Raw genomic sequence first — 24,288 nt, 5'->3', positions numbered from 1 at the left:
GTCAGAAGTCGAATTCCTCCTCGGGGTCGTCATCGATCGGAACCGCGATGGACTGTTCGAGCACATCCGCCGGGTTCGCCTCGAAGGTGTCGCGCTCCAGAGCCGCCCGCCCGACCAGCTCGTCCTGCTCGGGCAGGTCATCGGCGAGCACGGGTTCCTCCGGATACGCCGGAACCGACTGCTCGGCGAGATCGGCCTCAGGGACCGCGTCGGCAAGGGGATCTGACATCGTGCGCTCCTCTCCGCGTAGGCCTCTCGCTCGGCATACCCGTCGTGGCACGCCGCAATCGAGGCGGACGATCAACTCCGACTGCATCGAGGATGCCCGCGGCCGGGCCGCAGGGCAAGCACCGGAGGCTTACGGTTGTCGCGCTTCGCCTGCCCGCGGCGCAGTCGCGTCCGCGGGGTGTTCCACGAGCGCGAGCATGCGCCCGGCCATGAACCGCGCGGTCCGCACCGCCGTCCCGGATCGCGTCACTTCGCTCACTTCGACCACCCCTCGCGCGATCCGTACCTCGACTCGCCGCCCCGCTCGGGTGGCCGCGATCTCATAATTCCGGGACCCGTCGCCGACATCGACGACGATCTCCACCCGATCACCCTTCATCTTTCAATTGTCCGCTTTTCCAGGACTTTTCGCCGCTACGGGTTGATCTCGGAACGGCCCGCCGATCAGTTTCGCCGCCTCGCGCCGTCTCCATATGCGGAGACGATTCACACCCGAGGAGGCCAGATGGAACCCGAGTTCGACTTCGAGCCCGCGGCAGCCGCGTTGGCGACCGTTGTCGGCGGCATCGCCGACGATCGGCTCGCGGCGCCGACGCCGTGCGCCGACACCACGGTCCGCGATCTGCTCGCCCACGTGGTCGATCTGACCGAGGCGTTCCGGCAGGCGGCCACCAAGGAGGCGGTCGGCGGTTCGGTCGCGCCCGCGCCCCCTGCCGAGCGTGCCTTGCCGGAGGACTGGCGTGAGCGCATTCCGGCCCAGCTCGATGCCTTGGTGACGGCGTGGCGGGAGCCGGCGGCCTGGGACGGCGTGACCGAGGCCGGGGGAGTGAGCGAGCCCGCCCCCGTGATGGCCAGGATCGCCCTGGACGAGGTGGTCGTGCACGGCTGGGACCTCGCGAAGGCCACCGGCCAGACCTTCTCGTGTGCCGCCGGGGATCTGGCGACCCTGCTGGACCTGCTGCGCGACACGCCCGCCGAAGGGGTGCCCGGTCTGTTCGGGCCCGTGCTGCCGGTCACGGCTGATGCCACCGCTTTGGAGCGAGTCCTCGCTCTCACCGGCCGCCGCGCCGACTGGACCGCACAGGACAGGGGAGCGGTGCTCGGTTAGCCGGCGGTGGGCACGAACGTGCCCGCGCGTACGGCATCGACGGCGGCGCGGGCGGCGGTGTCCGCCGCGGCGTCGTCGATCGGATCGCCGCTGGCGAGCAACCGGTAGTACAGCGGCGCCGACACCGCAGACAGCACCGCGCGCGCGTCGGTGCGCTCGGGTGCTTCGCCGCGCGCGATCGCGGACGTCACACAGGCCGACCATTCGGTGAGGCGAACGTCGTAGAAGTGGCGCAGGGCGGCCGCGGCGGACTCGTCGCAGGTGGCGGCCGCGATCACGGCGCGGAAGAGCCTGCCCTGGCGGGGATCGGACAAAGTTTTCGCCACCAGGCGGGCGTTGGCGGTGAGATCACCGAGAAGCGAGCCGGTGTCGGCGTGCGGCAGCGACTGCTCGGCCATGTCGGCCAGCAGGTCGGCGATCAGGCCGGTGGGCATGCGCCAGCGGCGGTAGACGGTGGTCTTGCCGACCTCGGCGCGCGTCGCGACCTCCGCGAGATCCAGGTGTGCGAAACCTCGTTCGGCCAGCAGGTCACCCGCGGCTCGCAGTACGGCCGCGCGGACGCGTGCGGTGCGTCCACCTGGCCGGATCGATCCGGGTTCCATCGCCATAACGGGACTCCAGTTTCATTTGCGGGCGAACGGGTGTACCGTCCGAAGTGTTAACGGAACTATAGACCCTTTAGGAGGTCCGCCCGGTGAACGCACGGACGATGGATACGCAGATGGAGTACCGGCGGCTCGGCGCATCCGGCCTGCAGGTCCCGGCGCTGAGCTTCGGCGCGGGCACCTTCGGCGGGCGCGGAGAGCTGTTCGGCGCGTGGGGCGACACCGATGCCGAACAGGCGCGACGGCTGGTCGACATCAGTTTGGACGCGGGCGTGAACATGTTCGACACCGCCGACGTGTACTCCGACGGAGCTTCCGAGGAGATCCTGGGTGCCGCCGTCAAGGGCAGGCGTGACCGAGTGCTGTTGTCCACCAAGGCGACATTGCCCACCGGACCGGGGCCGCGGGACGCCGGTTCCGGCCGGGCCAGGTTGATCAATGCGGTGGAGGGATCGCTGCGCAGGCTGGGCGCCGACTACATCGATCTGTTCCAGCTGCACGCCTTCGACGCCGGCACGCCGGTGGAGGAAGTCGTCGCCGCGCTGGACGATCTGGTGCGCGCGGGCAAGATCCGTTACGTCGGCGCGTCGAACTTCGCGGGCTGGCAGTTGATGAAATCCCTCGCCGTGGCGGATCGCAACGGTCTGACCAGGTACGTCGCGCATCAGGTCTACTACTCGCTGGTCGGGCGCGACTACGAGTGGGAACTCATGCCCCTGGGCCGCGACCAGGGCGTCGGCGCGGTGGTCTGGAGTCCGCTGGGCTGGGGCAGGCTCACCGGGAAGATCCGCCGCGGGCAACCACTTCCGGAAGGAAGCCGCCTGCACCGCACCGCCGAGGCCGGTCCACCGGTGGACGATGAGAAGCTGTACGACGTGGTGGACGTCCTCGACGAACTGGCCGCCGAAACCGGCAAGACGGTCCCGCAGATCGCCCTCAACTGGCTGCTGCGCCGCCCCACCGTCGCCACGGTCATCGTCGGCGCCCGCAACGAGGAGCAGTTGCGCCAGAACCTCGGCGCGATCGGCTGGGAACTCGACGCCGACCAGATCGCCCGCCTCGACAAAGCCAGCGCCACCACCCCGCCCTACCCCTACTACCCGTACTACCGCCTCCCGGACTTCACCCGCCTGAACCCACCCGCGGTGTGAGCGAGGACGGTCAGTCCGCTTGTCGGATCCGTCTTGTTCTTCGACGGAGCGGGGCGCGGCTGTGTTCCTCGATGTGACGTGCATCACCACGGGGGCGGCCGCCTGATCCGGCCGGTCAGTACACGTCGCGGACGTAACGCTTTTCGGCGATGAGCTGCTTCTTGAACGCCAGTGCGCCGTCCTCGTCGAGCTTGCCGTGGATACGGGCGATTCGTAGCAGTGCTTCGTCGACGTCCTTGGCCATGCGGCTGGCGTCGCCGCAGACGTAGAAATGTGCGCCGTCGCGTAGCCAGGACCACAGCTCCGCGCCGTGCTCGATCATGCGGTGCTGCACGTAGATCCGCTCCCGCTGGTCGCGGGAGAAGGCCAGGTCGAGGCGGGTGAGGAAGCCGGAACGGAACATGTCCTCCAGCTCAGCGCGGTAGTAGAAATTGTGCGCCGCATGCTGATCGCCGAAGAACAGCCAGTTGCGCCCGGTGCAGCCGAGGGCCCTGCGCTCCTGCAAGAAACCGCGGAAAGGGGCGATGCCGGTGCCGGGGCCCACCATGATCATCGGCGCTGTGGGGTCGGACGGAGGACGGAAATGCGGTGCGCGCTGCAGGAATATCGGCACCGTCGGGTCGGCGGAGTCGGCGAGGAAAGTCGAGCACACCCCGCCGCGCCGCACCGCCGAACCGGTGGCCGCCGGGTCGCCATAGCGCACGATACCGACGGTCAGTTCCACCTCATCCGGGGTGAACAGCGGACTCGACGAGATCGAATACTGGCGCGGCTGCAGTTTCTTCATGGCTGCGAGCCACTCCACCAGATCGGCCCGCACGGGGAAGTCGCGCAGCACGTCCACGGCCTGACGATCCCACAGGTAGTTCGCCAGCTCGTTGCGGTTGTCCCGGCGCAGCAGTTTGGCGAGTTTGCCGCTGGGGTTGCGCTCGGCGAGGAAGCCGAGCAGATCCGAGCCGACCTTGGTGATGTCGAAGTGCGTGCGCAGCGCCTCGGCGAGGGGGATCTCACGCTCGTCGACCTCGACCGTCCGGCGACCGTCCAGCCCGGTGGCGGCGAGCCATTCGGTGACCAGAGCGGTGTTGTTCACGGGCCACACGCCCAGCGAATCGCCCACCTCGTACCGGGCGTCCAGGCCGCGCAGATCGAACGCGAAGCGGCGCACTTCTTTCGGTGATCCCGCGGTCGAGAGCAATTCGTTGCGCACCAGAGCGGCACGAATCGGCGCGTTGCGCGTGAACGGCGCGGTGCGAGTGCGTCCGGGCGCCGGGGCGACGGTCGGCAGTTCCACCGTGGCCACTCCGCCCCGGGGCGCGGGTCCGGCGGGTCCGATTCCACCGCTCACCGGCACATCGGGGGAGGGATCCTCGCCCAAGGCGGTCAGGACGGCATCGAGCCAGCGCCGCGCCGCGTCTTCGTAATCGGGCTCACTGTCGACGCGGGGAAGCAGCCGGGTCGCGCCCAGTTCGGCGAATTTCTGGTCGAGTTTGCGGCCGTAACCGCAGAAGTCGTCATAGGAGGAGTCGCCGAGCGCGAACACGGCGTAGCGCACACCCGTCAACCGCACGACGCCGCCGGCCAGCCGATCCCAGAAATCGGCTCCGTTGTCCGGCGGGCCTCCGTCGCCGAACGTGCTGCTGACCACGAGCACGTCGCCTTGGAGCGCACCCGGGTCGCAGGAGTCCAGGTCCGACAGTCGCGGTGTGAAGTCGTGTTCGGCGAGGTGCGCGGCGACGGCGGCGGCGAACTGTTCGGCGGTGCCGGTCTGCGAGGCCCACAGGACGGTGACCGTGCGAGCGTCGTCCGCCTCCGTCGTGGTCGCCGCATCACGCGAATACATCCCGGCCAGCAGCCCGTCGACCCACAGCCTGGTGTGCGCGGACATCGGCGCCGAATCCGGGAGCACCGGCTGACCGGTCACCGGAATTGCTTGCAGCGCAGCGAGATAGCCGCTGAGGTAGATTCGCTCCGTCTCGCTGAGCGTGGGGGCGGTGCCGCTGTCGAGACCGAGCACGGCGGCCAGCGGATGCGCCGCCTGTGCCGCGGGCAGCGCGGCGGGAATCTGCGGCTGCGGCACCGAAGCCACCCGGCGCAGCGCGACCGCGCACGCCTTGAACTCCGGTTGCAGCGAGGCCGGATCGACCGCGTCGTTGGTGACCGCGTTGATGGTCAGGTATTCGCCATGCTCGTCGTTCCAATGGAACGGCGCGAAGCAATCACCCTGCCGTACCCGGTCGCTGACCCGCACCGGCAGCACGGCGCGGCCACGGCGGGAGGCGATCTCGAGCTGGTCGTCCGCGCGCAGGCCGAGCCGCTCGGCGTCGGCCGGATGCACCTCGACGAACGGGGCGCCGGTCAGCTTGGTCAGCTTGTCGATCTTGCCGGTCTTGGTCATCGTGTGCCACTGGTGTTGCAGACGGCCGGTGTTCAGCAGGAACGGGTAGTCGTCGTCGGGCATCTCGTCGGGCAGCATGTGCGGCCGCGGCCAGAACACGGCGCGGCGGCTCGGCGTGGCGAAGGCCAGCCGGGGCCGGCGGCCGTTCTCGTCGACGAACGGCGTCTGGCTGATTCCATCGTTGACGTAGCGGATCGGATTGCGCCTGCGCTCCGGCTCCGCGCACGGCCACTGCATCGGCCCTTCCCGCAGCGCCGCATAGCTCACCCCGCGCAGGTCGTAGCCGGTGGCGGGATTCGCGAACCGCGTGATCTCGTCGAACACCTCGGCGCTGGAGGCGAAGTCGAAGCCGGGGAAGCCCATGGCGGTGGCGACGTCGGCGATGATCCGCCAGTCCGGGCGCGCGTCGCCGATGGGCGGGACCGACTGCTGCAGCAGGGTGAGGTTGCGTTCGGAATTCACCATCACCGCGTCGGCTTCCGCCCAGAGCGTGGCGGGCAGCAGCAGGTCGGCGTAGGCGTTGGTCGCGGTCTCGGTGTAGGCGTCCTGGGCGATCACCAGTTCGGCCGCTTCCAGCCCCGCGATCACGGTCTTCCGGTTGGACACGGTGGCGACAGGGTTGGTGCAGATGATCCAGGCCGCTTTGATCGTCCCTTCGGACAGTCCGCGGAACATCTCCACCGTTCCCGGCCCGGCCTCGGTGCGCAGCGTGCCCGGCTCCAGTTCCCACACGGTCTCCACGAACCTGCGGTCCTCCGCGGAGAGCACGCTGCGCTGACCGGGCAGGCCGGGGCCCATGTACCCCATCTCGCGCCCGCCCATCGCGTTCGGCTGCCCGGTGAGCGAGAACGGCCCGCTACCGGGACGACAGATCGCGCCGGTGGCCAGGTGCAGGTTGCACAGCGCGTTGGTGTTCCAGGTGCCGTGCGTGGACTGGTTGAGTCCCATCGTCCACAGCGACATCCACTCGCCCGCCGCGCCGATCCACTCGGCGGCGGTCCGGATGTCGGCCTCGGCCAAGCCGGTGATCTCCGCCACCCGCTCCGGCGGATAGTCGGCCAGGAACTCCGGCATCGACTCCCAGCCCTCGGTGTGCTCGGCGATGAATTCCGCGTCGATGTGGCCGCCTGCCACCAGCAGGTGCAGCAGACCGTTGAGCAGCGCGAGGTCCGTGCCGGGCGCGATCTGCAGGAACAGATCGGCGCGCGCGGCGGTCTCGGTGCGGCGCGGATCGACCACGATGAGCTTGGCCCCCGCCTTGAGCCGATCGGCCATCCGCAGGAAAAGGATGGGATGGCAGTCGGCCATGTTCGCGCCGATGACGAAGAACAGGTCCGCGTGCTCGAAGTCGTCGTAGGAGCCGGGCGGGCCGTCCGCGCCGAGCGACTGCTTGTATCCGGTGCCCGCGCTGGCCATGCACAGCCGCGAGTTCGCCTCGATGTGCACCGTGCGCAGGTAACCCTTGGCGAGTTTGGTCGCGAGGTACTGGGCCTCCAGCGACATCTGCCCGGAGACGTACAGCGCGATCGCGTCCGGTCCGTGCTCGTCGAGGATCGCGCGCAACCGGGTGGCGGCCTCGTGAACGGCCTCGTCGACGGGAAACGGCACCGGGACCTGACCGCGTTCGAAGCGCCGGTAGGCGGTCTCCATCCGCCCCGGCGTGCGCATCAACTCCGCGTGAGTCGCACCCTTGGTGCACAGCCTGCCCGCGTTCGCCGGATGCAGTTTGTCGCCGCTGACCTTGGCGATCACCGGCTTGCCCGCGTCGTCGGCGGCGGTCGACACCGTGATCCCGCAGCCCACGCCGCAGTACGAGCACGCCGTTGTGGCGGTGCCGTCGCCGCGGCCGGTCACTGGATCGGTCATGTCTCCGATCATGCGGACCGCCGATTGCGCCGGATTTACCTCGCGTTAGCGGCAGGTGACATTCCTCCTCACCGCTGCAGGATCGGCCGGTGAGGTGTGATCGATGTCTCCGGATCAGCCGAGCTTGTAGGCCCGGTGCAGGGCCACCACGCCCCCGGTGAGATTGCGCCACTTCACCGACGACCACCCGTTCGCGGCGATCCGCATCGCCAGCCTGCGCTGATTGGGCCACTCCGAGATCGATTCGGCCAGGTAGACGTAGGCCTCGGGATTACTGCTCACCACGCGCGCCACCTTGGGCAGCGCCTTCATCAGATACTCCAGGTAGACCGTGCGGAACACCGGCAGCACCGGCGCGGAGAACTCGCACACCACCAGCCTGCCGCCGGGCTTGGTGACCCGCAGCATCTCCCGCAGCGCGAGATCGGTGTCGGCCACGTTGCGCAGCCCGAACGAGATGGTCACCGCGTCGAAGGAGTCGTCGGCGAACGGCAGCGCCATCGCGTCGGCCGCCACCATCGGCACGTCGCGGAACCGGCCCGCGCTGAGCATGCCCTTGGAGAAGTCGGCCGCGAGGCACCAAGCGCCGGATTTCTGCAGTTCCAGCGTCGATACCCCGGTGCCTGCCGCGAGATCGAGCAGCCGCTCGCCCGGCCGTGCCGCCAGCGCCTTGCGTGTCGCCCAGCGCCAGTAGCGATCCTGCCCGGCGGAGATCACCGTATTGGTCAGGTCGTAGCGCCGGGCGACGCCGTCGAACATCGCCGCGACCTCATGCGGCTGCTTGTCCAACGAGGCACGGTTCGATTGCGTTTTCGCCACGCCAAGACCCTAACTCGCGGTCTGTTACGAACCGAGCGCGGCGCGTGGATACCTCCGTCACGTTCCGGCCGTGTTCACGCCGTATGCGGCAACCGAATCCGCGTGCCGGTCACTTCGGCGTAGTGGCCCATCAGCTGCGCGCAGACGGCGGGCCAGGTCCGGGACAGCACCGATTTCCGCGCCGCACCGGCGAATCGGGTCCGCAGCTGTGCATCGTGCAGCGCCCCGACAGCACTCGGCAGCAGCTCGCCGAACCGGTCCACCGGAAGCAGATAGCCGTTGCGGCAGTGCGCGATCAGGTCGCGCGGGCCGCCCGCGTCGGGACCGATCACCGGGACACCCGATGCCAGCGCCTCCTGCACGCCCTGGCAGAACGTCTCGTGCTCGCCCGCGTGCACCATGACGTCCAGGCTGGCGTACGCCCGCGCCAGCGCTTCGCCGCCGAGTTCGCCGGTGAACACCGCGGTCGGCATCAGCCGGGTCAGCCGCCTGCGCTCCGGCCCGTCGCCGACGATCACCAGTTGGACATCCGGGTCGGCGGCAAGCACCGCGAGCCGCTCGACGTGCTTCTCCGGCGCGAGCCGCCCGACGAAACCGACCAGCAGCCGGTCACGGCCTGCGCGCCAGGCGTCCCGCAATACGGCGCAGCGGGCGCTCGGGGTGAACCGCGCGATGTCGACACCGCGCCCCCACCGGTGCACGCGGGGGATGCCGTGCCTGGCCAGGTCCTCCGCCGCCGCACTGGACGGGGCGAGCGTGCGTGTCGCGCCCTCGTGGATGCGCCGGGTCCAACCCCAGGCGGCGCGGCTCGCCAGCCCGAGCCCGTAGCTCTTGGCGAAACCCGCCACGTCGGTCTGATACACCGCGACGGTGGGCAGATCCAGCCGCAATGCCGCGCCGAGACCGCCGGCCCCGAGCAGGAACGGCGAAGCCAGGTGGACCACATCGGCGTCGAAGTCCTCGATGGCCGAGACGATGCCAGGCTGCGGCAGCCCGACCGGCAGCGAGCTGATCTTCGGGACCATGACCGCGGGAACGCGGTGGACCGGGAAGCGCTCGTAGCGCCGCGGCGCGGCGGGCTGTCCGCGCGGGGTGTCCGGCGCGATGATCAGCGCGTCGTGCCCGTTCCGGTCCAGGTGTTCGAGCACCCGCAGCACGGAGTTGACGACGCCGTTCATGTTCGGCAGGAACGACTCCGCGACGATCGCTACACGCACGTTTCCCAGCCTGACCGCCGCACCGCGCCACGCCGCCACGCCGAAGTGAAGCGCACGGGAAGATCCGGCGAACTATGGGAATCGGGCGGCTTCCTCGGTGGTGCGGATCTCAGGCCTGCGGCGCCGGCCTGCCCACGGGAGCGGGATGACGCCTGCCCGCGCGGACGAGCAGCCACAGCGCGGGCAGCGCGAGCAGCCACACCACGACGATCACCGACAACGCGGGCGGAATGGCGACGCGCACGTCCCGGCCCTCCACCCGCACCAGGTCCGGGTCGCTGCGGCGGTACTCCACACGAATCCGCTCACCCGCGGTCAAGTTCGTGGGATACAGCACGCCGACCTTCGGATTGTGCGTCTCGCCGTCCGGCGTGACATACATGACCGCGGAGCGCAGCCGCCCCGCCGAGAGCACCTCGGCCGTGGTGCTGCCCTTGTCGGAGCTGATCAGATAGTCGTTGCGCCACGCGGCCAGCACCAGCAGCCCGACGAGCACGCTCACCGCCGTCGCGGCGACGAGCACGCCGATCCTGGCCCGTCGCAGGCGGATCGGCCGCCCGGTGAACTGGCTGGTTTCCGACACCGCCACAGGCTACCGACCGGCTCGGCTACGGTGGCGGCCATGTCCCGAAAATTCAGCTTCACCGTGCCGTACACAGTCCCGGTCGAAGATCTCCACCGGGCACTCACCACCGACGACGTCTGGCGGGCCCGCTTCGCCGACGCACCGACGGCGACGCTAGACCTGTCGCATCCCGACGGCGCGGGCACCATTCGCATCCATATGACCGAAAAGGCCGCCGAGGACAAGGTGCCTGCGCTGGTCCGCAAGGTGCTCAAGAGCGAACTCACCTTCTCCCGCACCGACCACTGGCAGCCGCTGGTGGGTGAGGTCGCCAAGGGCACCTTCGAGGCAAGCACCGGCGGCATCAACACCGCGATGTCCGGGTCCTACGAGATCCGCTCCACGGCGGAAGGTTCCGAGATCGAGGTCGTCGGCACCGTGCAGGTGAAGGTCCCGGTGGTCGGCGGGGCGATCGAGCCGCTCGCCGAGCAGTTGCACCACCGGGTGCTCAACAGCGAGCGCAAATTCATCGAAGAGTGGCTTTCCGCGAAACCGACCGCCTGAGCAGGCGCGTTGCCCCAGCGAGCGCCGGGGCAACGCCGTCGCGGCCTAGGCGAAGTCCTGTGGCGAGAACTCTTTCGGCTCGACCAGCACCAGCCAGTTCCCCGAGTTGTCCCGGATGATCGCCTCGGTTCCGTAGGGCCGTTCGGCGGGCGGCTGCACGAACTCCACCCCTTTGGCGGTGAGCTCTTCGAAGGTTTTCTGGCAGTTCCCGGTGCGCAGGCCGAGCGAGCCGTGCGTGCCGTTGGCCAGCGCGCGCCGGACGGCGTCGGCATAGTTCTCGTCCAGCGGCGGGCCGGGAAGCATCAGCGTGATCTCCAGCTCGGGGTGCGCCGGATGCGCGACGGTGACCCAGCGGAAGCCGTTGTCGCCCATCGTGACGTCGCTGGTCTCGACGAACCCGAGCTTGTCGACGTACCACTCTTTCGCGGCGGTTTGGTCGGTGACGTACACGGTGACCAGGGAAACGTTCGTAATCGTCGTCATGCGGCCAGGCTATGGGGAGCGCCGCGCCACCGGCTTCTCCGAAATTGCGCCGTTCGCTCAGCCGCGCGGCGTGCGGTCGGAGAGCCCGTGCATGAACACGAAGCAGCCGGGAATGCGCGGAGCGCCGTCGGCGAACTTCGCCTGGTACTCCGACGGCGTGACCCCGACCAGCTGCCGGAACTTGCTGCTGAACGAGCCGAGGCTGCTGTAGCCGACCAGCATGCACACCTCGGTGACCGTCAGATTGGTCGCGCGCAGCAGATCCTGGGCGCGTTCGATGCGCCGCTCGGCCAGGTACACGGCCGGGGTGCGGCCGTAGACCGCGGCGAACGCGCGCAGGAAGTGATACTTCGACACCCCGGCGGCGGCCGCGAGCTCGTCCAGATTCAGCGGGTCGGCGTAATGGCGATCGGCCAGATCCCTGGCTCGGCGCAGATGCGGCAGCAGATACAGCGGGGGCGACCCGCGAGTTTCCCGATCGGCCATCGCGCCGCCCTCGTCCCTAGGCGAACGGCGGACGCTCGTCGAAGCGCAGCGACGCCCGCCCCGCCATCCGCCACGCCCGCGCGGTCAGATCGACGTCCTCGTCGGTGACCAGATTGCCCATCACGCGGACCGCGGTGCGCTGCAAGTACTTCGACCGCATCACCGGAGGACCGCCCAGCGGCACCATGCGCGGGTGCGTGGCGAGGCCCGCGATCCGCCGGGCCACCGAGAACGTGCGGCCGTAGCGAGCGCGCAGCGTCTGCGGCCAGATCGTGGTGAAATCGGGTTCGTCCAGCAGGGCGGCCAGCATGTGGCCGCCCTCCAAGCCGTAATCGATGCCTTCACCGTTGAGCGGATTCACACACCCGGCGGCGTCGCCGATCAGCACCCAGTTGCGGCCCGCGACGTTCGACACCGCCCCGCCCATCGGCAGCAGGGCCGATGCCACCGCTCGCAGCGAACCCTCGAACTGCCATTCCTCGGTGCGCAGCGCGGTGTAGTGCGCCAGCAGTGGCTTCAACGCGATGTGCGAAGGACGGCGCTCCGTGGCCAGCGACCCCACACCGATGTTCACCTCGCCATTGCCGAGCGGGAACACCCAGCCGTAACCGGGAACCAGCTCGCCGGAGGCGTCGCGCAACTCCAGGTGCGAGGTGATCCACTGATCATCGCTGCGGCCGGACTTGATGTAGGCCCGCGCGGCGGTGCCGTAGGCGTACTGCCGGTGCCAGACGCGGCCGAGCAGCCGCCCGATCGGCGAACGCACCCCGTCGGCGACCACCAGCGTGCGGCAGGCGATGGTGCGCGTGCCGTCGGCCGTACGCACCGTCACACCCGTGACCCGATCACCCTCTCGGGTGACATCGATTACTTTCGTGCCGTCCACCATGCGCGCGCCCGACTTCACCGCCGTCTCGCGCAGCTTGTCGTCGAGTTCGGTTCGCGGCACCGCGCTTCCGTACGTCGGGAAGGAACCGCCCGGCCAGCTCAACAGCGCCTCGCGGCCGAAACCGGTCATCCGGAGCCCGTGGTTGACGACGTGCGCGCGCACCCACTCGCCGAGCCCCAGCTGCTCCAATTCGGCGGTCGCACGCGGCGTGAGCCCGTCACCGCAGGTCTTGTCCCTGGGAAAGACGGCGGAATCGACGAGCACCACGTCCCGTCCCGCCCGCGCCGCCCACGCCGCCGACGCCGATCCGGCCGGGCCCGCGCCGACGACCAGCACCTCGGCCCGGCTGGGCAACGCGTCCTCGTCGCGTGCGGGACTCGCTTCCGGTGAACCCATGCGGTCCATACTCGCAGGGCCGTCGCGCCGGTGTCGACGGCGGTCGCGCTCGCGTCGTCGACGGTCACCAGCGAGCCGGTGCGGCACTGGACGATCCACCACAGAGTGACGGTGTTCATGGGCCATCCGACCGGGACACGCTAGGTTCTCTACCGTGGGGTCGGACGCATCGCTGGGAGAAGGAATGAGCACATCGGCCATGAGCGAGCGCAGCGAGCGAATCATGGACACGGCGGGCACGATCGTGGCCGGGGTCGACCTCGGTGACGTCGGGCTAGCCGACACGGTGCGCAACGGCTTGGCCGACGTGGAGAAACTCCTGGTCGACGAGCTGTCCGACGGCGCGGAGTTCCTCCAGGAGGCCGCGCTGCACCTGGCCAAGGCAGGCGGCAAACGATTCCGTCCGCTCTTCACCATCCTCACCGGACAGCTCGGCCCTCGCCCGGCCGATCCCGCTCTGATCACCGCGGGCACCGTCGTCGAACTCGTGCACCTGGCCACGCTGTACCACGACGACGTGATGGACGAGGCCCCCATGCGCCGCGGCGCCCCGAGCGTCAACTCGCGGTGGGGGAACAACATCGCCATCCTCGCGGGCGACTACCTGTTCGCACACGCGTCCCGGCTCACCTCCACCCTCGGCCCCGACGCGGTGCGCATCATCGCCGAGACCTTCGCCGAACTGGTCACCGGCCAGATGCGCGAGACCATGGGCGCCCGCGAGACCCAGGACCCCGTGGAGCACTACCTGCGGGTGGTGTGGGAGAAGACCGGTTCGCTCATCGCCGCCGCGGGCCGCTTCGGCGGCACCTTCTCGGGCGCGGACCCCGAGCACGTCGAGCGACTGGCCCGCCTCGGCGACGCGGTCGGCACCGCCTTCCAGATCTCCGACGACATCATCGACATCTCCTCCGCGTCCGAGCAGTCCGGCAAGACCCCCGGCACCGATCTGCGCGAAGGTGTGCACACCCTGCCGGTGCTGTACGCGCTGCGCGAAGAGGGCGCCGAAGGCGACCGCCTGCGCAAACTGCTCGCCCGCCCGCTGGAGACCGACGACGAGGTGAAGGAAGCACTCGACCTGCTCGCCGATTCCCGCGGCATGGCGCTGGCCAAGGAGAAGCTCCAGGGCTACGCCGACCTCGCCTACGCCGAGCTGTCCGCGTTGCCCGGCGGCCCCCCCAACGACGCGCTGGAGCGGCTGGTCCGCTACACCATCGAACGCGTTGGGTGAGCTGTGTTCGATTTGCCGCGACTTCGTCGCGGCGTGTTCGCGGCCCTCTGATGGCTCGCGTGTGCGCGACCGCCGCTTGCTCCTTCGTCGCGTACGCGGCGGCCGCGCACACGCGAGCCGGGCCGCGAACGGCGCATGCTCGGTCTCGCTTCGCTCGAAAGTCGTGGTCGGGGTGCGCTGGGCTCGTGAGTGTCCGAGGGCGGGACCCGGTGTACTGCCTTCTTCGTCGCTCAGGTGGCGCGCAGACGTGAGCCGGGCCGCGAACGGCAATGCTCGGTCGGAAGAGAGGTCGCGGTGCGTTCGGCGTGGCCGCGGGGGAGTCGCCGGCGCCAGGGCACACTGCCGTAGCCGGCAGCGAGGTGGGCTTCACCGGAACTTTGCCTGGGGCTTCTATCGTTTATCTGCTGTAAGGCGACTCGGTGAACGGGGGAGCGGCAAGGGAGACGTATGCACGGGCACGGGTTTGCGAACGGGCTGAAGACGTTCGGGCTGATGGTGGGTCTGTCGGCCCTCATCGTGTTCATCGGCGCGCTGTTCCGCAACCCGACGATTCTCGTCGTCGCGATCCTGCTCGCGGTGGGCATGAACGCCTACGCCTACTTCAACAGCGACAAGATCGCCTTGCGGGCCATGCACGCGCAGCCGGTCAGCGAGCTGGAGGCCCCCGTCATGTACCGGATCGTGCGTGAGTTGGCCACGCTCGCGCGCCAACCGATGCCGAGGCTGTACATCAGCCCCACGAACGCGCCCAACGCCTTCGCCACGGGACGCAATCCCCGCCATGCCGCGGTCTGCTGCACCAGCGGCATCCTGCAACTGCTCGACGAACGGGAGTTGCGGGCCGTGCTCGGCCACGAACTGTCGCATGTCTACAACCGCGACATCCTCATCTCCTCGATCGCGGGAGCGCTCGCCGCGGTCATCTCGGGCGTGGCGAACATGGCCGTCTACTTGTCCATGTTCGGTGGCAATCGCAACGGCGAGGGCCCGAACGTGCTGGCCGTGCTGCTGGTGTCGCTGCTCGGCCCGATCGCGGCCACGCTGATCAAGCTGGCCGTCTCCCGCTCCCGCGAATTCCAGGCCGACCAATCCGGCGCCGAACTGACCGGCGACCCGCTCGCGCTGGCTTCCGCGTTGCGGAAGATCGAACGCGGCGTGCACACCGCCCCGCTTCCGCCCGAGCCGCGGCTGGCGTCGCAGTCGCATCTGATGATCGCCAACCCGTTCCGTCCGGGTGAGCGGGTGGCCCGCTGGTTCTCCACGCACCCGCCGATGAACGAACGCGTCGCCCGGCTGGAGGAGATGGCGGGCGGACCGCGCCGGTACTGAGTCCCGCGGTCTCAGTCGTCGGCGGCCAGCTGGGCTTCGAAGGCGCGGAACGTATCGACGAACAACTTCCGCTGCTGGGGCGTGAGCGGTTCGAGCACCGCGCGCCAGGCACGGGCACTGCGCCCCAGCCACTTGTGCACGGATATCTCATGTGCCGGCGCGATGGCGACGATGGTGCGTCGCCGGTCGGCCGGGTCCGCGCCGCGCTCGAGCACGCCTTGCTTGCTGAGTTCGGCGACCATCAAGCTCACCGTCGTCGGCGCGACCTCCAGCCGCGCGGCCAGATCCGTCACCGTGGTCGGCCCGTCGAACACCAGGTTGGCCAGCAGCGACAGGTGCCGCGGCGCCAGCGAGAACGACTCCAGCTCCTTCGGGACGCCCAGCTTCTTGGCCCGGCCCACCACGCGGGGCATCAGCAGCAACAACGTCCGGATGCCCGCGTCCACACCGAGTCCGGCCCGCTCCTCGGTCGACATGCGCCGCGGTGAGCGTTCAGCGGTAGTTGACGAACTGCAGCGCGATCCCGAAATCCTCGCCCTTCAGCAGGGCGATGACGGCCTGAAGATCGTCGCGTTTCTTGCTGCTCACCCGCAGCTCGTCGCCCTGGATCTGCGCCTTAACGCCCTTGGGGCCCTCGTCCCTGATCTTCTTGGAGATCTTCTTCGCGTGCTCGGAGTCGATGCCCTGCACCAGCGAACCGGTGATCTTGTACACCTTGCCGGAGGAGACCGGCTCACCCGCGTCGAACGCCTTCAGCGAGATGTCGCGGCGGATCAGCTTCTCCTTGAACACCTCCAGCGCGGCCTTGACCCGCTCCTCCGCCTCCGCGGTGAGCACGATCTTGTCCTCGCCGGACCATTCGATCGACGCGCCGGTGCCGCGGAAGTCGTAGCGGGTGTTGAGCTCCTTCTCCGCCTGATGCAGGGCGTTGTCGACCTCCTGCCGGTCGACCTTGCTCACAACATCGAAAGACGAATCAGCCACGCTGCGCTCCTGTTCTGACGGTCCGACGGGTGAGCTGAGCCCGGACGCTTCCAGCCACCGTCAGTTCTACCCGGAGACCCGAGGGTAGTCGCGTCGCAGGGCCGATAGCCAGCCGGTTTGCATTCAGGGTGCGGGTTCGATGTATTCTGCTCAGCGCGCCGAGAAAGCGCGAACGGCAGGTTGCCCGAGCGGCCAATGGGAGCAGACTGTAAATCTGTCGGTGAAAGCCTACGTAGGTTCGAATCCTACACCTGCCACTCCGCTCACCAGGCGAGCCCTGTACGCAGAAAGCGCGTACAGGGCTCGCTTCGTAATGTCTTGTGGGGGTGCAACCCCCACGCCCCGCCCGGCGGGTCTTCGCCCCCCGGACCCCCCTTCCAGTGGTTGCGGTGGGCGCGGATCTTTCGTTCGTACGGCGCGCGTTCCAAGTGCGGCGTGGGCGTATTGGTCTCATGCGTGCCGTTGTCTGGGTGCGCTGATCGCTTACCGTCATTCGTGGGTGGGCATCGCGTCCGCGCATGGCGGCCGGTTGGATGCCTTTTCGGTCGTTCTCATCGGTTGCTTTGTTCGTCGATCGACAGATGTGTCGTGGAGATTTCGGTCACTTCGGGTAGGCGATTCGATCAGGTATTTGTCGAGCGGTGGCCTCGCGGTTCCGGGGTCGCCGTGCGGTGTGGTTCGGCGGGAGGCTTCGCGGATTGCTCGTCGGATCGGTGTCGCGCAGGCGGCGCGATCGTGAGTGGTGGACGCTTCCCGGTGGGCCAGGAATGGCGGCTCGCCGCGTTCGTGCGTGGGAAAATGCCCTTCTGACCACGCGGTTTGGTAGTGGGAGCGTCGAGTGTGTAACCTCGTTCAAGACTTCACCGCGCTGAGGTCGAGTGTTTGGGGCTCGGTGCGGAAGTAGTCATGCCCCCTTAGCTCAGTCGGCAGAGCGTTTCCATGGTAAGGAAAAGGTCAACGGTTCGATTCCGTTAGGGGGCTCGCCGGATTGCCGGTGGTGACCGACTCGGCATCGCTCCCGTAGTGCGGGCTCGGCACCATGGCAATGCGACGCCGTGGCGGTGTAGCTCAGTCGGTAGAGCAAACGACTCATAATCGTTGTGTCGCCGGTTCAAGTCCGGCCATCGCTACCACAACCGATACAAGCCCATCAGGTACCGGAAAGAAGGCATATCGTGGCCGCGAAGTCCACCGATGTCCGGCCAAAGATCACCTTGGCCTGCGAGCAGTGCAAGCATCGCAACTACATCACCAAGAAGAACCGGCGCAACGACCCGGACCGGCTGGAGCTGAAGAAGTTCTGCCCGAACTGCGGCACGCACCGGGCGCATCGCGAATCCCGCTAGTCATCCACGCGTGACCTACCGCGTGGTGTAGCGCCGGGAGTCGCATCCCGGTATCTCGGGCCGTGGCACCGCGAGGGCCGGACAACTGTCCGGCCCTGACGCATTTTCACGGTGTGGGTGCGGTGGTGAGCGCTCCGCAGACTCCGGGTGACGGGGTCAGATAGGTACAGTCCTCCCGTGACAATCAACACCGGTACAGACGAAGCGGTCCAGACGGGCGAGGCGCTCGACCCCGCGACGAACGCAGCGGCGATGGTCGGACACCACTACCGCGTCGACGACTACTACGAGGTCGGCCGCGAGAAGGTGCGTGAATACGCCCGCGCCGTGCAGGACTACCATCCGGTGCACTGGGACGAGGACGCGGCGCAGGAGTACGGGTACGACAACCTGCTCGCGCCGGTCACCTTCATCTCCCTGGTCGGCATTCTCGCTCAGCGCAAATTGTTCGAAGAGGTCGTCACCGGTTACGACCTCAGCCAGATCATGCAGACCGATCAGATTCTGGAATTCCATCGCCCGATCAAGGTCGGCGACCAGCTCACCTGCGATGTCCACCTGCACTCGTTCCGGCAGGCCTTCGGCGGCGACATCATCGTGACCAAGAACATCGTCACCGCGCAGAACGACGAGTTGGTGCTCACCACCTACACCACCCTCGTCGGCCGCAGCGGCGGCGACATCGACCCGAACCTCAACGCCGCCGTCCGCAACGTGCTCATGCACGGCATCGGCGAGGACGCGCCGGGGCACCGCCCGCGTTCGCTCGCGGTCAGCCAGGCGCCCGCCGCTGTCGTGCCGCCCGCGCAGGGCGTACGCACGAAGCACGCCCTCCGGTTCGAGGACGTCGCGGTGGGCGACGAGCTGCCGACGCGCATCGTCCGGCTCACCCGCGGCGATCTGGTGAACTACGCGGGCGTCTCCGGCGACGCCAACCCGATCCACTGGAGCGACGAGGTCGTGAAGCTGGTCGGTCTGGACAACGTGGTCGCGCACGGCATGCTGACCATGGGACTCGGCGGCGGTTTCGTCACCTCGTGGCTCGGCGATCCCGGCGCGGTCAAGGAATACAACGTCCGCTTCACCAGCCCGGTCTACGTCGGCTCCGACGAGGCCGCCGAAATCGAGTACACCGGTAAGGTGAAGTCGGTCGATCCGGAGACCAGGACCGCGGTCGTGGCCATCGTCGCCAAGTCGGCGGGGAAGAAGATCTTCGGCCGCGCCACCGCGACGGTGCAGCTGGCCTGACCAGGGACAGCGACCCGGATTGGCTAATGGCGCGCACGGTAACGTACACTCAGGTTTCTGGGGTCGCCAGCCGCTGCGCGCTGCTCTGAGGGGCTGGTTCCAGGCGGTCCGCGCGGATCGCCCACGGGGCCGGCAACTGCCGGAGCGGCGCGCGTGTTGTGTGACACCAGGACACAACTGAATATCGGAACAGTGGTTGGACAGCCAACATCGTCCGACCAAAGGGGCGTAGCTCAACTGGCAGAGCAGCGGTCTCCAAAACCGCAGGTTGCAGGTTCAAGTCCTGTCGCCCCTGCCCTGGATGCCAGCGACGAGAGAGGATCGACGTGAGCGAGCGTAGCGAGCGAGCCATTGGCACAGCGCGCATCGCGCACGGCGGCACCGAGCGCAGCGAGGAGAAGGCGTGAGCGACGAGCGGGACATTCGCCGCGGCGCACATGCCGCCGACGACGGCGATGACACCGCCGCAGCGACACGGCCGAGCGGAAAGCGATCCGCGCGGCGGACTCGCGCTGGGTCCTCGCAGGTCGATACGGGCGCTCTCGCCACGCTCGACCGTCCGTCGCGGAAGGCAACCAAGGCGACCGATCGGGCCGAACGCAAGAAGTCGGGTAATCCGTTCAAGCGTTTGATCAAGTTCCTGCGTGAGGTCATCGCGGAACTGCGCAAGGTGATCTGGCCCAACCGGAAGCAGATGGTCACCTATACGAGCGTTGTTCTGGTGTTCGTGATTTTCATGGTCGCGTTCATCAGCGGGTTGGATCTGGCGTTCATCAAGGGTGTCAACTGGCTGTTCGGCTAGCTGAACGACGCCGACGCCGGTAGCCGAGCCCGGGGCGGACACGGGCGGCAGTGATGTCGCCGCGCGCCCGGCCCGGCACGCAGAGGATGTACGTGACGACACAGGAAGCGAGTGCCCCAGTGAGCACCCCGGAGAACGACACACACGACAAGTTCCCGGCCGACGACGCGGTGGCCGAGCCCACCGACTCCGTCGAGGAGTTCGCGACCGACGAGCCCGCGGTCGAGGAATCGGAGCCCGCTGAGTCCGCCCCTGCCGCCGCCGTCGATGCCGAGCCCGCCGATCCGGTCGCCGAGATGAAGGCAGCGCTGCGGCGCGCCCCCGGCGAGTGGTACGTCATCCACTCCTACGCCGGCTACGAGAACAAGGTGAAGGCCAACCTCGAGACCCGCGTGCAGAACCTGGACCTGGAGGACTACATCTTCCAGGTCGAGGTGCCCACCGAAGAGGTCACCGAGATCAAGAACGGCCAGCGCAAGCACGTCAACCGCAAGGTGCTGCCCGGCTACATCCTGGTCCGCATGGAACTCAACGACGAGTCGTGGGGCGCGGTGCGCAACACTCCCGGCGTCACCGGCTTCGTCGGCGCCACCTCGCGCCCGTCGCCGCTGTCCATCGACGACGTGGTGAAGTTCCTCGTCCCGGCAGCGCAGCAGCAGAAGAAGCCCGCCGCGGCGGCCGCGGCGGCCACCCAGGAGACCGCGGGCGGCGAGGTCGCGCCGAAGCCGGTCATCGAGGTCGACTTCGAGGTCGGCGAGTCGGTGACCGTCATGGACGGCCCGTTCGCGACGCTGCCCGCCAGCATTTCCGAGGTCAACGCCGAGCAGCAGAAGCTCAAGGTGCTCGTGTCGATCTTCGGCCGCGAGACCCCGGTCGAGCTGGCGTTCACCCAGGTGGCGAAGATCTAGATCCGTTCCGTCCACGACGGGATGACGCGCCCGCGCCGCGGGTCGACGCACAGACTTGCAAAGAGCAAGGGACACCAACACCTAGGAAAGAAAGATGCCCCCCAAGAAGAAGAAGCTCGCCGGGATCATCAAGCTTCAGATCCAGGCCGGCCAGGCGAACCCGGCCCCTCCGGTCGGCCCCGCGCTCGGTCAGCACGGCGTCAACATCATGGAGTTCTGCAAGGCGTACAACGCCGCGACCGAGTCGCAGCGTGGCAACGTCATCCCGGTCGAGATCTCGGTGTACGAGGACCGGTCGTTCGACTTCAAGCTGAAGACCCCGCCCGCCGCCAAGCTGCTGCTGAAGGCCGCGGGTGTGCAGAAGGGCTCGGCGGAGCCGCACCGCAACAAGGTCGCCAAGGTGACCATGGACCAGGTGCGCGAGATCGCCAAGACCAAGCAGGAAGATCTGAACGCCAACGACCTCGATCAGGCGGCCAAGATCATCGCGGGCACCGCGCGTTCGATGGGCATCACCATCGAAGGCTGAGCGGAATCGCTCCCTGGTGGGAGGGCCGGCCAGGCCCGATAACCACGTCTGACTACCGACAAGGACAGAGAATCATGGCAAAACGAAGCAAGGCGTACCTCGCCGCGGCCGAGAAGGTCGATCGCACGAAGCTCTACTCCCCGCTGGCCGCCGCGCGCCTGGCGAAGGAGACCGCAACCACCAAGACCGACGCGACCGTCGAGGTCGCCGTGCGTCTCGGTGTGGATCCCCGCAAGGCGGACCAGATGGTCCGCGGCACGGTCAACCTGCCGCACGGCACCGGTAAGACCGCCCGCGTCATCGTCTTCGCCGCTGGCGAGAAGGCCGCCGAGGCCGAGGCCGCCGGTGCCGACGCCGTCGGCGCCGAGGACCTGATCGAGCGGATCCAGGGCGGCTGGCTGGACTTCGACGCCGCGATCGCCACCCCGGACCAGATGGCCAAGGTCGGCCGGATCGCGCGCGTTCTCGGCCCGCGCGGCCTGATGCCGAACCCGAAGACGGGCACGGTCACCACCGACGTGACCAAGGCCGTCAACGACATCAAGGGCGGCAAGATCAACTTCCGCGTCGACAAGCAGGCCAACCTGCACTTCGTCATCGGCAAGGCGTCCTTCGACGACAGCAAGCTGGTGGAGAACTACGGCGCCGCGCTGGACGAGATCCTGCGCGCCAAGCCGTCGACCGCCAAGGGCCGCTACGTCAAGAAGGTGACGGTCTCGACGAACACCGGACCGGGCATCCCGGTGGACCCGAACCGCACCCGCAACCTCCTCGAAGAGGACGCGTAAACAGCGGCTGAGCCGAACCACGACGGCGGGAACGCGTACTGCGTTCCCGCCGTCGCGCGTTCGCGGACTAATCCGACCTGTGGCGCGGTTGGGTTCTTTGTGACCGTTGTTCTGTTGATCTCGGGCAGCACTCGCGCCGCCTCCACCAATTCCGCCGCGCTGCGCACCGTCTCGGCCGTCGCCCCGGCGGGTGTCGAGGCCGTCTGGTACGACGGCTTGGCGGACTTGCCCGCCTTCAACCCGGACGACGACGGCACCGCTCATCCATCGGTTGCCGCACTCCGCGAACAACTTTCGCGCGCCGCCGCCGTGCTGTTCTGCACGCCCGAATACGCGGGCACGCTGCCGGGCAGCCTGAAGAACTTGCTGGACTGGACCGTCGGCGCGGGCGATCTGCATGACAAACCGGTCGCCTGGATCACCGTCGCCGTCCCAGGGCGCGGTGACGGCGCGACCGCGACGCTGCGCAGCGTGCTCGGCTATGTCGGAGCCGACATCGTTTCCGATGCCTGTCTGCGGCTGCCGGTGCTGCGCGAGGACGTCGGTCCGGACGGATTGATCGCAGGCACAGAATTCCGGCCCGGCGCCGTGAACGTGCTGCGCGAGCTGGTCCGGCATGCCGAGAGCGCGACGTCGTGAGAACCGTCACCGGCGGGGTCTCCCGTCGAGCGGCGTAGTGGAATACACGCCGGCACACAACGATTCGGCGGCCGGACGGTTTCGGTCCGGCAGGCGGCCTGACCCCGTTTTGGCAGATGGAAGCCCGTCCGGGTACATTGGAGTTCAGTTATCGACGAGTTCGATCGCTACCCAATCCGTTCTACCGAAGACCGTTGGTCGCCGATCCCGCATGGGTTCGGTCGAAGGTCCGGCGACATTGCCGGCGGCCCACGCAGGGAGAGCCGAGGCTGGGAATTGATCCGGGTGTGCGCCGGATCGGTTTTCCTGTTGCGCCCCGGAACGCTCTGCGTTCGGGGCGTTTGTTTTGTCGCCGGCCCCTGATCGGTAGTTCGCGTATACGAACCGACCAATCAGAGAGGAGGCGAAGTATGGCGAAACCCGAGAAGGTCACCGCGGTCGAGGAGATCGCGGAGCAGTTCAAGAGCTCGACGGCCACCGTCGTCACGGAATACCGTGGCCTGTCGGTCGGCAAGCTCACCGAGCTGCGGCGCGCGCTCGGCGCCGAAGCCACGTACTCCGTCGCCAAGAACACCCTGGTCAAGCGTGCCGCCGCCGAGGCGGGCGTGGAAGGTCTTGACGAGCTGTTCGTCGGGCCGACCGCGATCACCTTCATCACGGGTGAGCCGGTCAACGCGGCCAAGGCCCTGAAGACCTTCGCGAAGGACAACAAGGCGCTCATCATCAAGGGCGGCTACATGGACGGCGCTCCGCTGTCCGTGGCCGAGGTCGAGCGGATCGCCGACCTGGAGACCCGCGAGGTGCTGCTGGCCAAGCTGGCGGGCGCGCTCAAGGGCAACCTCACCAAGGCCGCCGGTCTGTTCAACGCTCCCGCCTCGCAGGTGGCCCGCCTGGCCGCCGCGCTGCAGGAGAAGAAGCAGGCCGAAGAAGGCGGATCGGCCGCCGAGTAAGACCCGTGCGGCACGACCTGCCCGCATAGACATCAACTACCGAAAGGAACACAACAATGGCCAACGTTGACGAACTGCTCGAGACCTTCGGCAACATGACCCTGCTCGAGCTGTCGGACTTCGTGAAGAAGTTCGAGGAGAAGTTCGAGGTCACCGCGGCCGCTCCGGTCGCCGTCGCCGCCGTCGGCGGTGCCGCCGCTCCGGCCGAGGCCGCCGAGGAGCAGGACGAGTTCGACGTCGTGCTCGAGGGCGCGGGCGACAAGAAGATCCAGGTCATCAAGGTGGTCCGCGAGATCGTCTCCGGCCTGGGCCTGAAGGAAGCCAAGGACCTCGTCGAGAGCGCTCCGAAGCCGATCCTGGAGAAGGTCGCCAAGGAGGCCGCCGAGGCCGCCAAGGCGAAGCTGGAAGAGGCCGGCGCCAAGGTCTCGGTCAAGTAATTCACGACCGAACACGCCGAACGGGCGGTCCCTTATGGGGACCGCCCGTTTTGCGTTTTCTGGCAATCTCGCCGCTATCGCCGATACCGAAAGGATTGCGGAGTTACTACGGAGTCAGGTTGGGGTGTGCCCGATCTGTCCCATGAGTTACAGTGACCGAACCCACACGTGACGACCGTGATGACCGAGCTCGCGGTTCGCCGGTGGGGCAGCTCGCTGAGAATTGTGGAGGTTGGCGTGGGCGTCGAGGTCAGGACCGAGAGTGTGACCAAGTCTTTCGGTTCCCAGCGTATTTGGCAGGATGTGTCGTTGACGTTGCCTTCGG

General features: G+C 68.2%; 26 protein-coding genes and 4 tRNA genes. 18 read left to right on the top strand and 12 right to left on the bottom strand.

The features are described from left to right. Position 1 precedes the first annotated feature (1 nt). Positions 2 to 229 (bottom strand): Rv3202a family protein, encoded by a 228-nt coding sequence (locus U3653_RS30605; RefSeq protein WP_195083103.1) that lies wholly within the window; start codon positions 227 to 229, stop codon positions 2 to 4. A gap of 129 nt (positions 230 to 358) precedes the next feature. Then, positions 359 to 607: a DUF8836 family protein gene (locus tag U3653_RS30600; RefSeq protein ID WP_195083102.1), complete on the bottom strand. Its 249-nt coding sequence runs from the start codon at positions 605 to 607 to the stop codon at positions 359 to 361. A 126-nt stretch (positions 608 to 733) separates the two neighbouring features. Here U3653_RS30600 and U3653_RS30595 point away from each other — a divergent pair, with 126 nt between their 5' ends. Then, positions 734 to 1,336, top strand: a complete 603-nt coding sequence (locus U3653_RS30595; RefSeq protein WP_195083101.1) for a TIGR03086 family metal-binding protein — start codon at positions 734 to 736, stop codon at positions 1,334 to 1,336. Here U3653_RS30595 and U3653_RS30590 read toward each other — a convergent pair. Further along, entirely contained in the window at positions 1,333 to 1,944 is a 612-nt protein-coding gene (locus tag U3653_RS30590) for a TetR/AcrR family transcriptional regulator (protein ID WP_195083100.1), read from the bottom strand. The two genes, U3653_RS30595 and U3653_RS30590, sit on opposite strands and share 4 nt — an antisense overlap. 113 nt (positions 1,945 to 2,057) lie before the next feature. Here U3653_RS30590 and U3653_RS30585 point away from each other — a divergent pair, with 113 nt between their 5' ends. Beyond that, positions 2,058 to 3,092, top strand: a complete 1,035-nt coding sequence (locus U3653_RS30585) for an aldo/keto reductase (protein WP_195083182.1) — start codon at positions 2,058 to 2,060, stop codon at positions 3,090 to 3,092. Positions 3,093 to 3,207: 115 nt separating this feature from the next. Here the strand turns inward: U3653_RS30585 and U3653_RS30580 are convergent, their stop codons facing one another. From U3653_RS30580 to U3653_RS30565, 4 genes are all read right to left on the bottom strand, one after another. Further along, entirely contained in the window at positions 3,208 to 7,365 is a 4,158-nt protein-coding gene (locus tag U3653_RS30580) for a bifunctional nitrate reductase/sulfite reductase flavoprotein subunit alpha (protein WP_195083099.1), read from the bottom strand. 102 nt (positions 7,366 to 7,467) lie between these two features. Continuing rightward, positions 7,468 to 8,172: a demethylmenaquinone methyltransferase gene (locus tag U3653_RS30575; protein WP_195083098.1), complete on the bottom strand. Its 705-nt coding sequence runs from the start codon at positions 8,170 to 8,172 to the stop codon at positions 7,468 to 7,470. A gap of 74 nt (positions 8,173 to 8,246) precedes the next feature. Continuing rightward, the gene (locus U3653_RS30570) at positions 8,247 to 9,389 is read right to left on the bottom strand and encodes a glycosyltransferase family 4 protein (RefSeq protein WP_323124674.1); all 1,143 of its coding nucleotides are present in this window, start codon (positions 9,387 to 9,389) and stop codon (positions 8,247 to 8,249) included. Positions 9,390 to 9,498: 109 nt separating this feature from the next. Continuing rightward, entirely contained in the window at positions 9,499 to 9,972 is a 474-nt protein-coding gene (locus tag U3653_RS30565; protein ID WP_195083097.1) for a DUF3592 domain-containing protein, read from the bottom strand. A gap of 39 nt (positions 9,973 to 10,011) precedes the next feature. Between U3653_RS30565 and U3653_RS30560 the strand changes: the two genes are divergently transcribed. Beyond that, positions 10,012 to 10,518, top strand: coding sequence for a DUF2505 domain-containing protein (locus tag U3653_RS30560; RefSeq protein WP_195083096.1), 507 nt, complete (start codon positions 10,012 to 10,014; stop codon positions 10,516 to 10,518). Positions 10,519 to 10,563: 45 nt separating this feature from the next. Here U3653_RS30560 and U3653_RS30555 read toward each other — a convergent pair whose 3' ends face one another. The 3 genes from U3653_RS30555 to U3653_RS30545 are packed head-to-tail and all read right to left on the bottom strand — an operon-like array spanning position 10,564 to position 12,772. Beyond that, a complete protein-coding gene (locus tag U3653_RS30555) occupies positions 10,564 to 11,001 on the bottom strand; it encodes a VOC family protein (protein WP_195083095.1) in 438 nt (145 codons plus the stop codon). A 57-nt stretch (positions 11,002 to 11,058) separates the two neighbouring features. Continuing rightward, positions 11,059 to 11,487: a helix-turn-helix domain-containing protein gene (locus U3653_RS30550; RefSeq protein ID WP_195083094.1), complete on the bottom strand. Its 429-nt coding sequence runs from the start codon at positions 11,485 to 11,487 to the stop codon at positions 11,059 to 11,061. A 16-nt stretch (positions 11,488 to 11,503) separates the two neighbouring features. Beyond that, the gene (locus U3653_RS30545) at positions 11,504 to 12,772 is read right to left on the bottom strand and encodes a geranylgeranyl reductase family protein (protein ID WP_195083093.1); all 1,269 of its coding nucleotides are present in this window, start codon (positions 12,770 to 12,772) and stop codon (positions 11,504 to 11,506) included. A gap of 184 nt (positions 12,773 to 12,956) precedes the next feature. Here U3653_RS30545 and U3653_RS30540 point away from each other — a divergent pair, with 184 nt between their 5' ends. Both U3653_RS30540 and htpX read left to right on the top strand, forming a co-directional pair. Further along, a complete protein-coding gene (locus U3653_RS30540) occupies positions 12,957 to 14,003 on the top strand; it encodes a polyprenyl synthetase family protein (RefSeq protein WP_323124675.1) in 1,047 nt (348 codons plus the stop codon). A 447-nt stretch (positions 14,004 to 14,450) separates the two neighbouring features. Next, positions 14,451 to 15,332 (top strand): zinc metalloprotease HtpX, encoded by an 882-nt coding sequence (htpX, locus tag U3653_RS30535; protein ID WP_067810450.1) that lies wholly within the window; start codon positions 14,451 to 14,453, stop codon positions 15,330 to 15,332. Between the two features lie 11 nt (positions 15,333 to 15,343). Here the strand turns inward: htpX and U3653_RS30530 are convergent, their stop codons facing one another. Both U3653_RS30530 and U3653_RS30525 read right to left on the bottom strand, forming a co-directional pair. Next, positions 15,344 to 15,808: a MarR family winged helix-turn-helix transcriptional regulator gene (locus tag U3653_RS30530; protein ID WP_195083092.1), complete on the bottom strand. Its 465-nt coding sequence runs from the start codon at positions 15,806 to 15,808 to the stop codon at positions 15,344 to 15,346. Between the two features lie 16 nt (positions 15,809 to 15,824). Further along, the gene (locus U3653_RS30525) at positions 15,825 to 16,316 is read right to left on the bottom strand and encodes a YajQ family cyclic di-GMP-binding protein (RefSeq protein WP_039802015.1); all 492 of its coding nucleotides are present in this window, start codon (positions 16,314 to 16,316) and stop codon (positions 15,825 to 15,827) included. Between the two features lie 174 nt (positions 16,317 to 16,490). On the opposite strand from U3653_RS30525, the gene U3653_RS30520 reads away from it, so the two are divergent. The 13 genes from U3653_RS30520 (at position 16,491) to rplL (ending at position 23,963) form a co-directional block, all read left to right on the top strand. Then, positions 16,491 to 16,573 (top strand) — tRNA-Tyr (locus tag U3653_RS30520). 651 nt (positions 16,574 to 17,224) lie between these two features. Continuing rightward, positions 17,225 to 17,297 (top strand) — tRNA-Thr (locus U3653_RS30515). A 76-nt stretch (positions 17,298 to 17,373) separates the two neighbouring features. Then, positions 17,374 to 17,449: transfer RNA gene (locus U3653_RS30510), tRNA-Met, on the top strand. Positions 17,450 to 17,491: 42 nt separating this feature from the next. Continuing rightward, positions 17,492 to 17,662 carry a 50S ribosomal protein L33 gene (gene rpmG / locus U3653_RS30505; RefSeq protein ID WP_011211653.1) on the top strand — a complete coding sequence of 57 codons (171 nt, stop codon included), beginning with the start codon at positions 17,492 to 17,494 and terminating at the stop codon, positions 17,660 to 17,662. 183 nt (positions 17,663 to 17,845) lie between these two features. Further along, a complete protein-coding gene (locus U3653_RS30500; RefSeq protein WP_323124677.1) occupies positions 17,846 to 18,910 on the top strand; it encodes a fused (3R)-hydroxyacyl-ACP dehydratase subunits HadA/HadB in 1,065 nt (354 codons plus the stop codon). Between the two features lie 222 nt (positions 18,911 to 19,132). Next, positions 19,133 to 19,205 (top strand) — tRNA-Trp (locus U3653_RS30495). A gap of 108 nt (positions 19,206 to 19,313) precedes the next feature. After that, positions 19,314 to 19,712: a preprotein translocase subunit SecE gene (gene secE / locus U3653_RS30490; RefSeq protein ID WP_195083091.1), complete on the top strand. Its 399-nt coding sequence runs from the start codon at positions 19,314 to 19,316 to the stop codon at positions 19,710 to 19,712. A 119-nt stretch (positions 19,713 to 19,831) separates the two neighbouring features. Beyond that, positions 19,832 to 20,620: a transcription termination/antitermination protein NusG gene (gene nusG, locus U3653_RS30485; protein ID WP_357113147.1), complete on the top strand. Its 789-nt coding sequence runs from the start codon at positions 19,832 to 19,834 to the stop codon at positions 20,618 to 20,620. Positions 20,621 to 20,714: 94 nt separating this feature from the next. Then, the gene (gene rplK, locus U3653_RS30480; protein WP_040783829.1) at positions 20,715 to 21,149 is read left to right on the top strand and encodes a 50S ribosomal protein L11; all 435 of its coding nucleotides are present in this window, start codon (positions 20,715 to 20,717) and stop codon (positions 21,147 to 21,149) included. Positions 21,150 to 21,223: 74 nt separating this feature from the next. Beyond that, positions 21,224 to 21,937, top strand: a complete 714-nt coding sequence (gene rplA, locus U3653_RS30475; RefSeq protein WP_067810457.1) for a 50S ribosomal protein L1 — start codon at positions 21,224 to 21,226, stop codon at positions 21,935 to 21,937. A gap of 99 nt (positions 21,938 to 22,036) precedes the next feature. Further along, entirely contained in the window at positions 22,037 to 22,576 is a 540-nt protein-coding gene (locus U3653_RS30470; RefSeq protein WP_195083089.1) for an NADPH-dependent FMN reductase, read from the top strand. Between the two features lie 410 nt (positions 22,577 to 22,986). After that, complete coding sequence (gene rplJ, locus U3653_RS30465) at positions 22,987 to 23,526, top strand: 50S ribosomal protein L10 (RefSeq protein WP_067810461.1); 540 nt, start codon at positions 22,987 to 22,989, stop codon at positions 23,524 to 23,526. 56 nt (positions 23,527 to 23,582) lie between these two features. Next, the gene (rplL, locus tag U3653_RS30460) at positions 23,583 to 23,963 is read left to right on the top strand and encodes a 50S ribosomal protein L7/L12 (RefSeq protein WP_043733084.1); all 381 of its coding nucleotides are present in this window, start codon (positions 23,583 to 23,585) and stop codon (positions 23,961 to 23,963) included. Positions 23,964 to 24,288 lie beyond the last annotated feature (325 nt).

The sequence above is a fragment of the Nocardia implantans genome (genome assembly GCF_035544775.1).
Taxonomy (GTDB): Bacteria; Actinomycetota; Actinomycetes; order Mycobacteriales; family Mycobacteriaceae; genus Nocardia; species Nocardia implantans.
This window is presented reverse-complemented; position numbering and strand designations above follow the sequence as displayed.

What these genes read in the sequence shown, in the direction of transcription:
- U3653_RS30605 (WP_195083103.1), bottom strand. Translation starts at nt 229, where the DNA reads ATGTCAGATCCCCTTGCCGACGCGGTCCCTGAGGCCGATCTCGCCGAG.
- U3653_RS30600 (WP_195083102.1), bottom strand. Translation starts at nt 607, where the DNA reads ATGAAGGGTGATCGGGTGGAGATCGTCGTCGATGTCGGCGACGGGTCC.
- U3653_RS30595 (WP_195083101.1), top strand. Translation starts at nt 734, where the DNA reads ATGGAACCCGAGTTCGACTTCGAGCCCGCGGCAGCCGCGTTGGCGACC.
- U3653_RS30590 (WP_195083100.1), bottom strand. Translation starts at nt 1,944, where the DNA reads ATGGCGATGGAACCCGGATCGATCCGGCCAGGTGGACGCACCGCACGC.
- U3653_RS30585 (WP_195083182.1), top strand. Translation starts at nt 2,058, where the DNA reads ATGGAGTACCGGCGGCTCGGCGCATCCGGCCTGCAGGTCCCGGCGCTG.
- U3653_RS30580 (WP_195083099.1), bottom strand. Translation starts at nt 7,365, where the DNA reads ATGATCGGAGACATGACCGATCCAGTGACCGGCCGCGGCGACGGCACC.
- U3653_RS30560 (WP_195083096.1), top strand. Translation starts at nt 10,012, where the DNA reads ATGTCCCGAAAATTCAGCTTCACCGTGCCGTACACAGTCCCGGTCGAA.
- U3653_RS30555 (WP_195083095.1), bottom strand. Translation starts at nt 11,001, where the DNA reads ATGACGACGATTACGAACGTTTCCCTGGTCACCGTGTACGTCACCGAC.
- U3653_RS30550 (WP_195083094.1), bottom strand. Translation starts at nt 11,487, where the DNA reads ATGGCCGATCGGGAAACTCGCGGGTCGCCCCCGCTGTATCTGCTGCCG.
- U3653_RS30545 (WP_195083093.1), bottom strand. Translation starts at nt 12,772, where the DNA reads ATGGGTTCACCGGAAGCGAGTCCCGCACGCGACGAGGACGCGTTGCCC.
- U3653_RS30540 (WP_323124675.1), top strand. Translation starts at nt 12,957, where the DNA reads ATGAGCACATCGGCCATGAGCGAGCGCAGCGAGCGAATCATGGACACG.
- htpX (WP_067810450.1), top strand. Translation starts at nt 14,451, where the DNA reads ATGCACGGGCACGGGTTTGCGAACGGGCTGAAGACGTTCGGGCTGATG.
- U3653_RS30530 (WP_195083092.1), bottom strand. Translation starts at nt 15,808, where the DNA reads ATGTCGACCGAGGAGCGGGCCGGACTCGGTGTGGACGCGGGCATCCGG.
- rplK (WP_040783829.1), top strand. Translation starts at nt 20,715, where the DNA reads ATGCCCCCCAAGAAGAAGAAGCTCGCCGGGATCATCAAGCTTCAGATC.
- rplA (WP_067810457.1), top strand. Translation starts at nt 21,224, where the DNA reads ATGGCAAAACGAAGCAAGGCGTACCTCGCCGCGGCCGAGAAGGTCGAT.
- rplJ (WP_067810461.1), top strand. Translation starts at nt 22,987, where the DNA reads ATGGCGAAACCCGAGAAGGTCACCGCGGTCGAGGAGATCGCGGAGCAG.
- rplL (WP_043733084.1), top strand. Translation starts at nt 23,583, where the DNA reads ATGGCCAACGTTGACGAACTGCTCGAGACCTTCGGCAACATGACCCTG.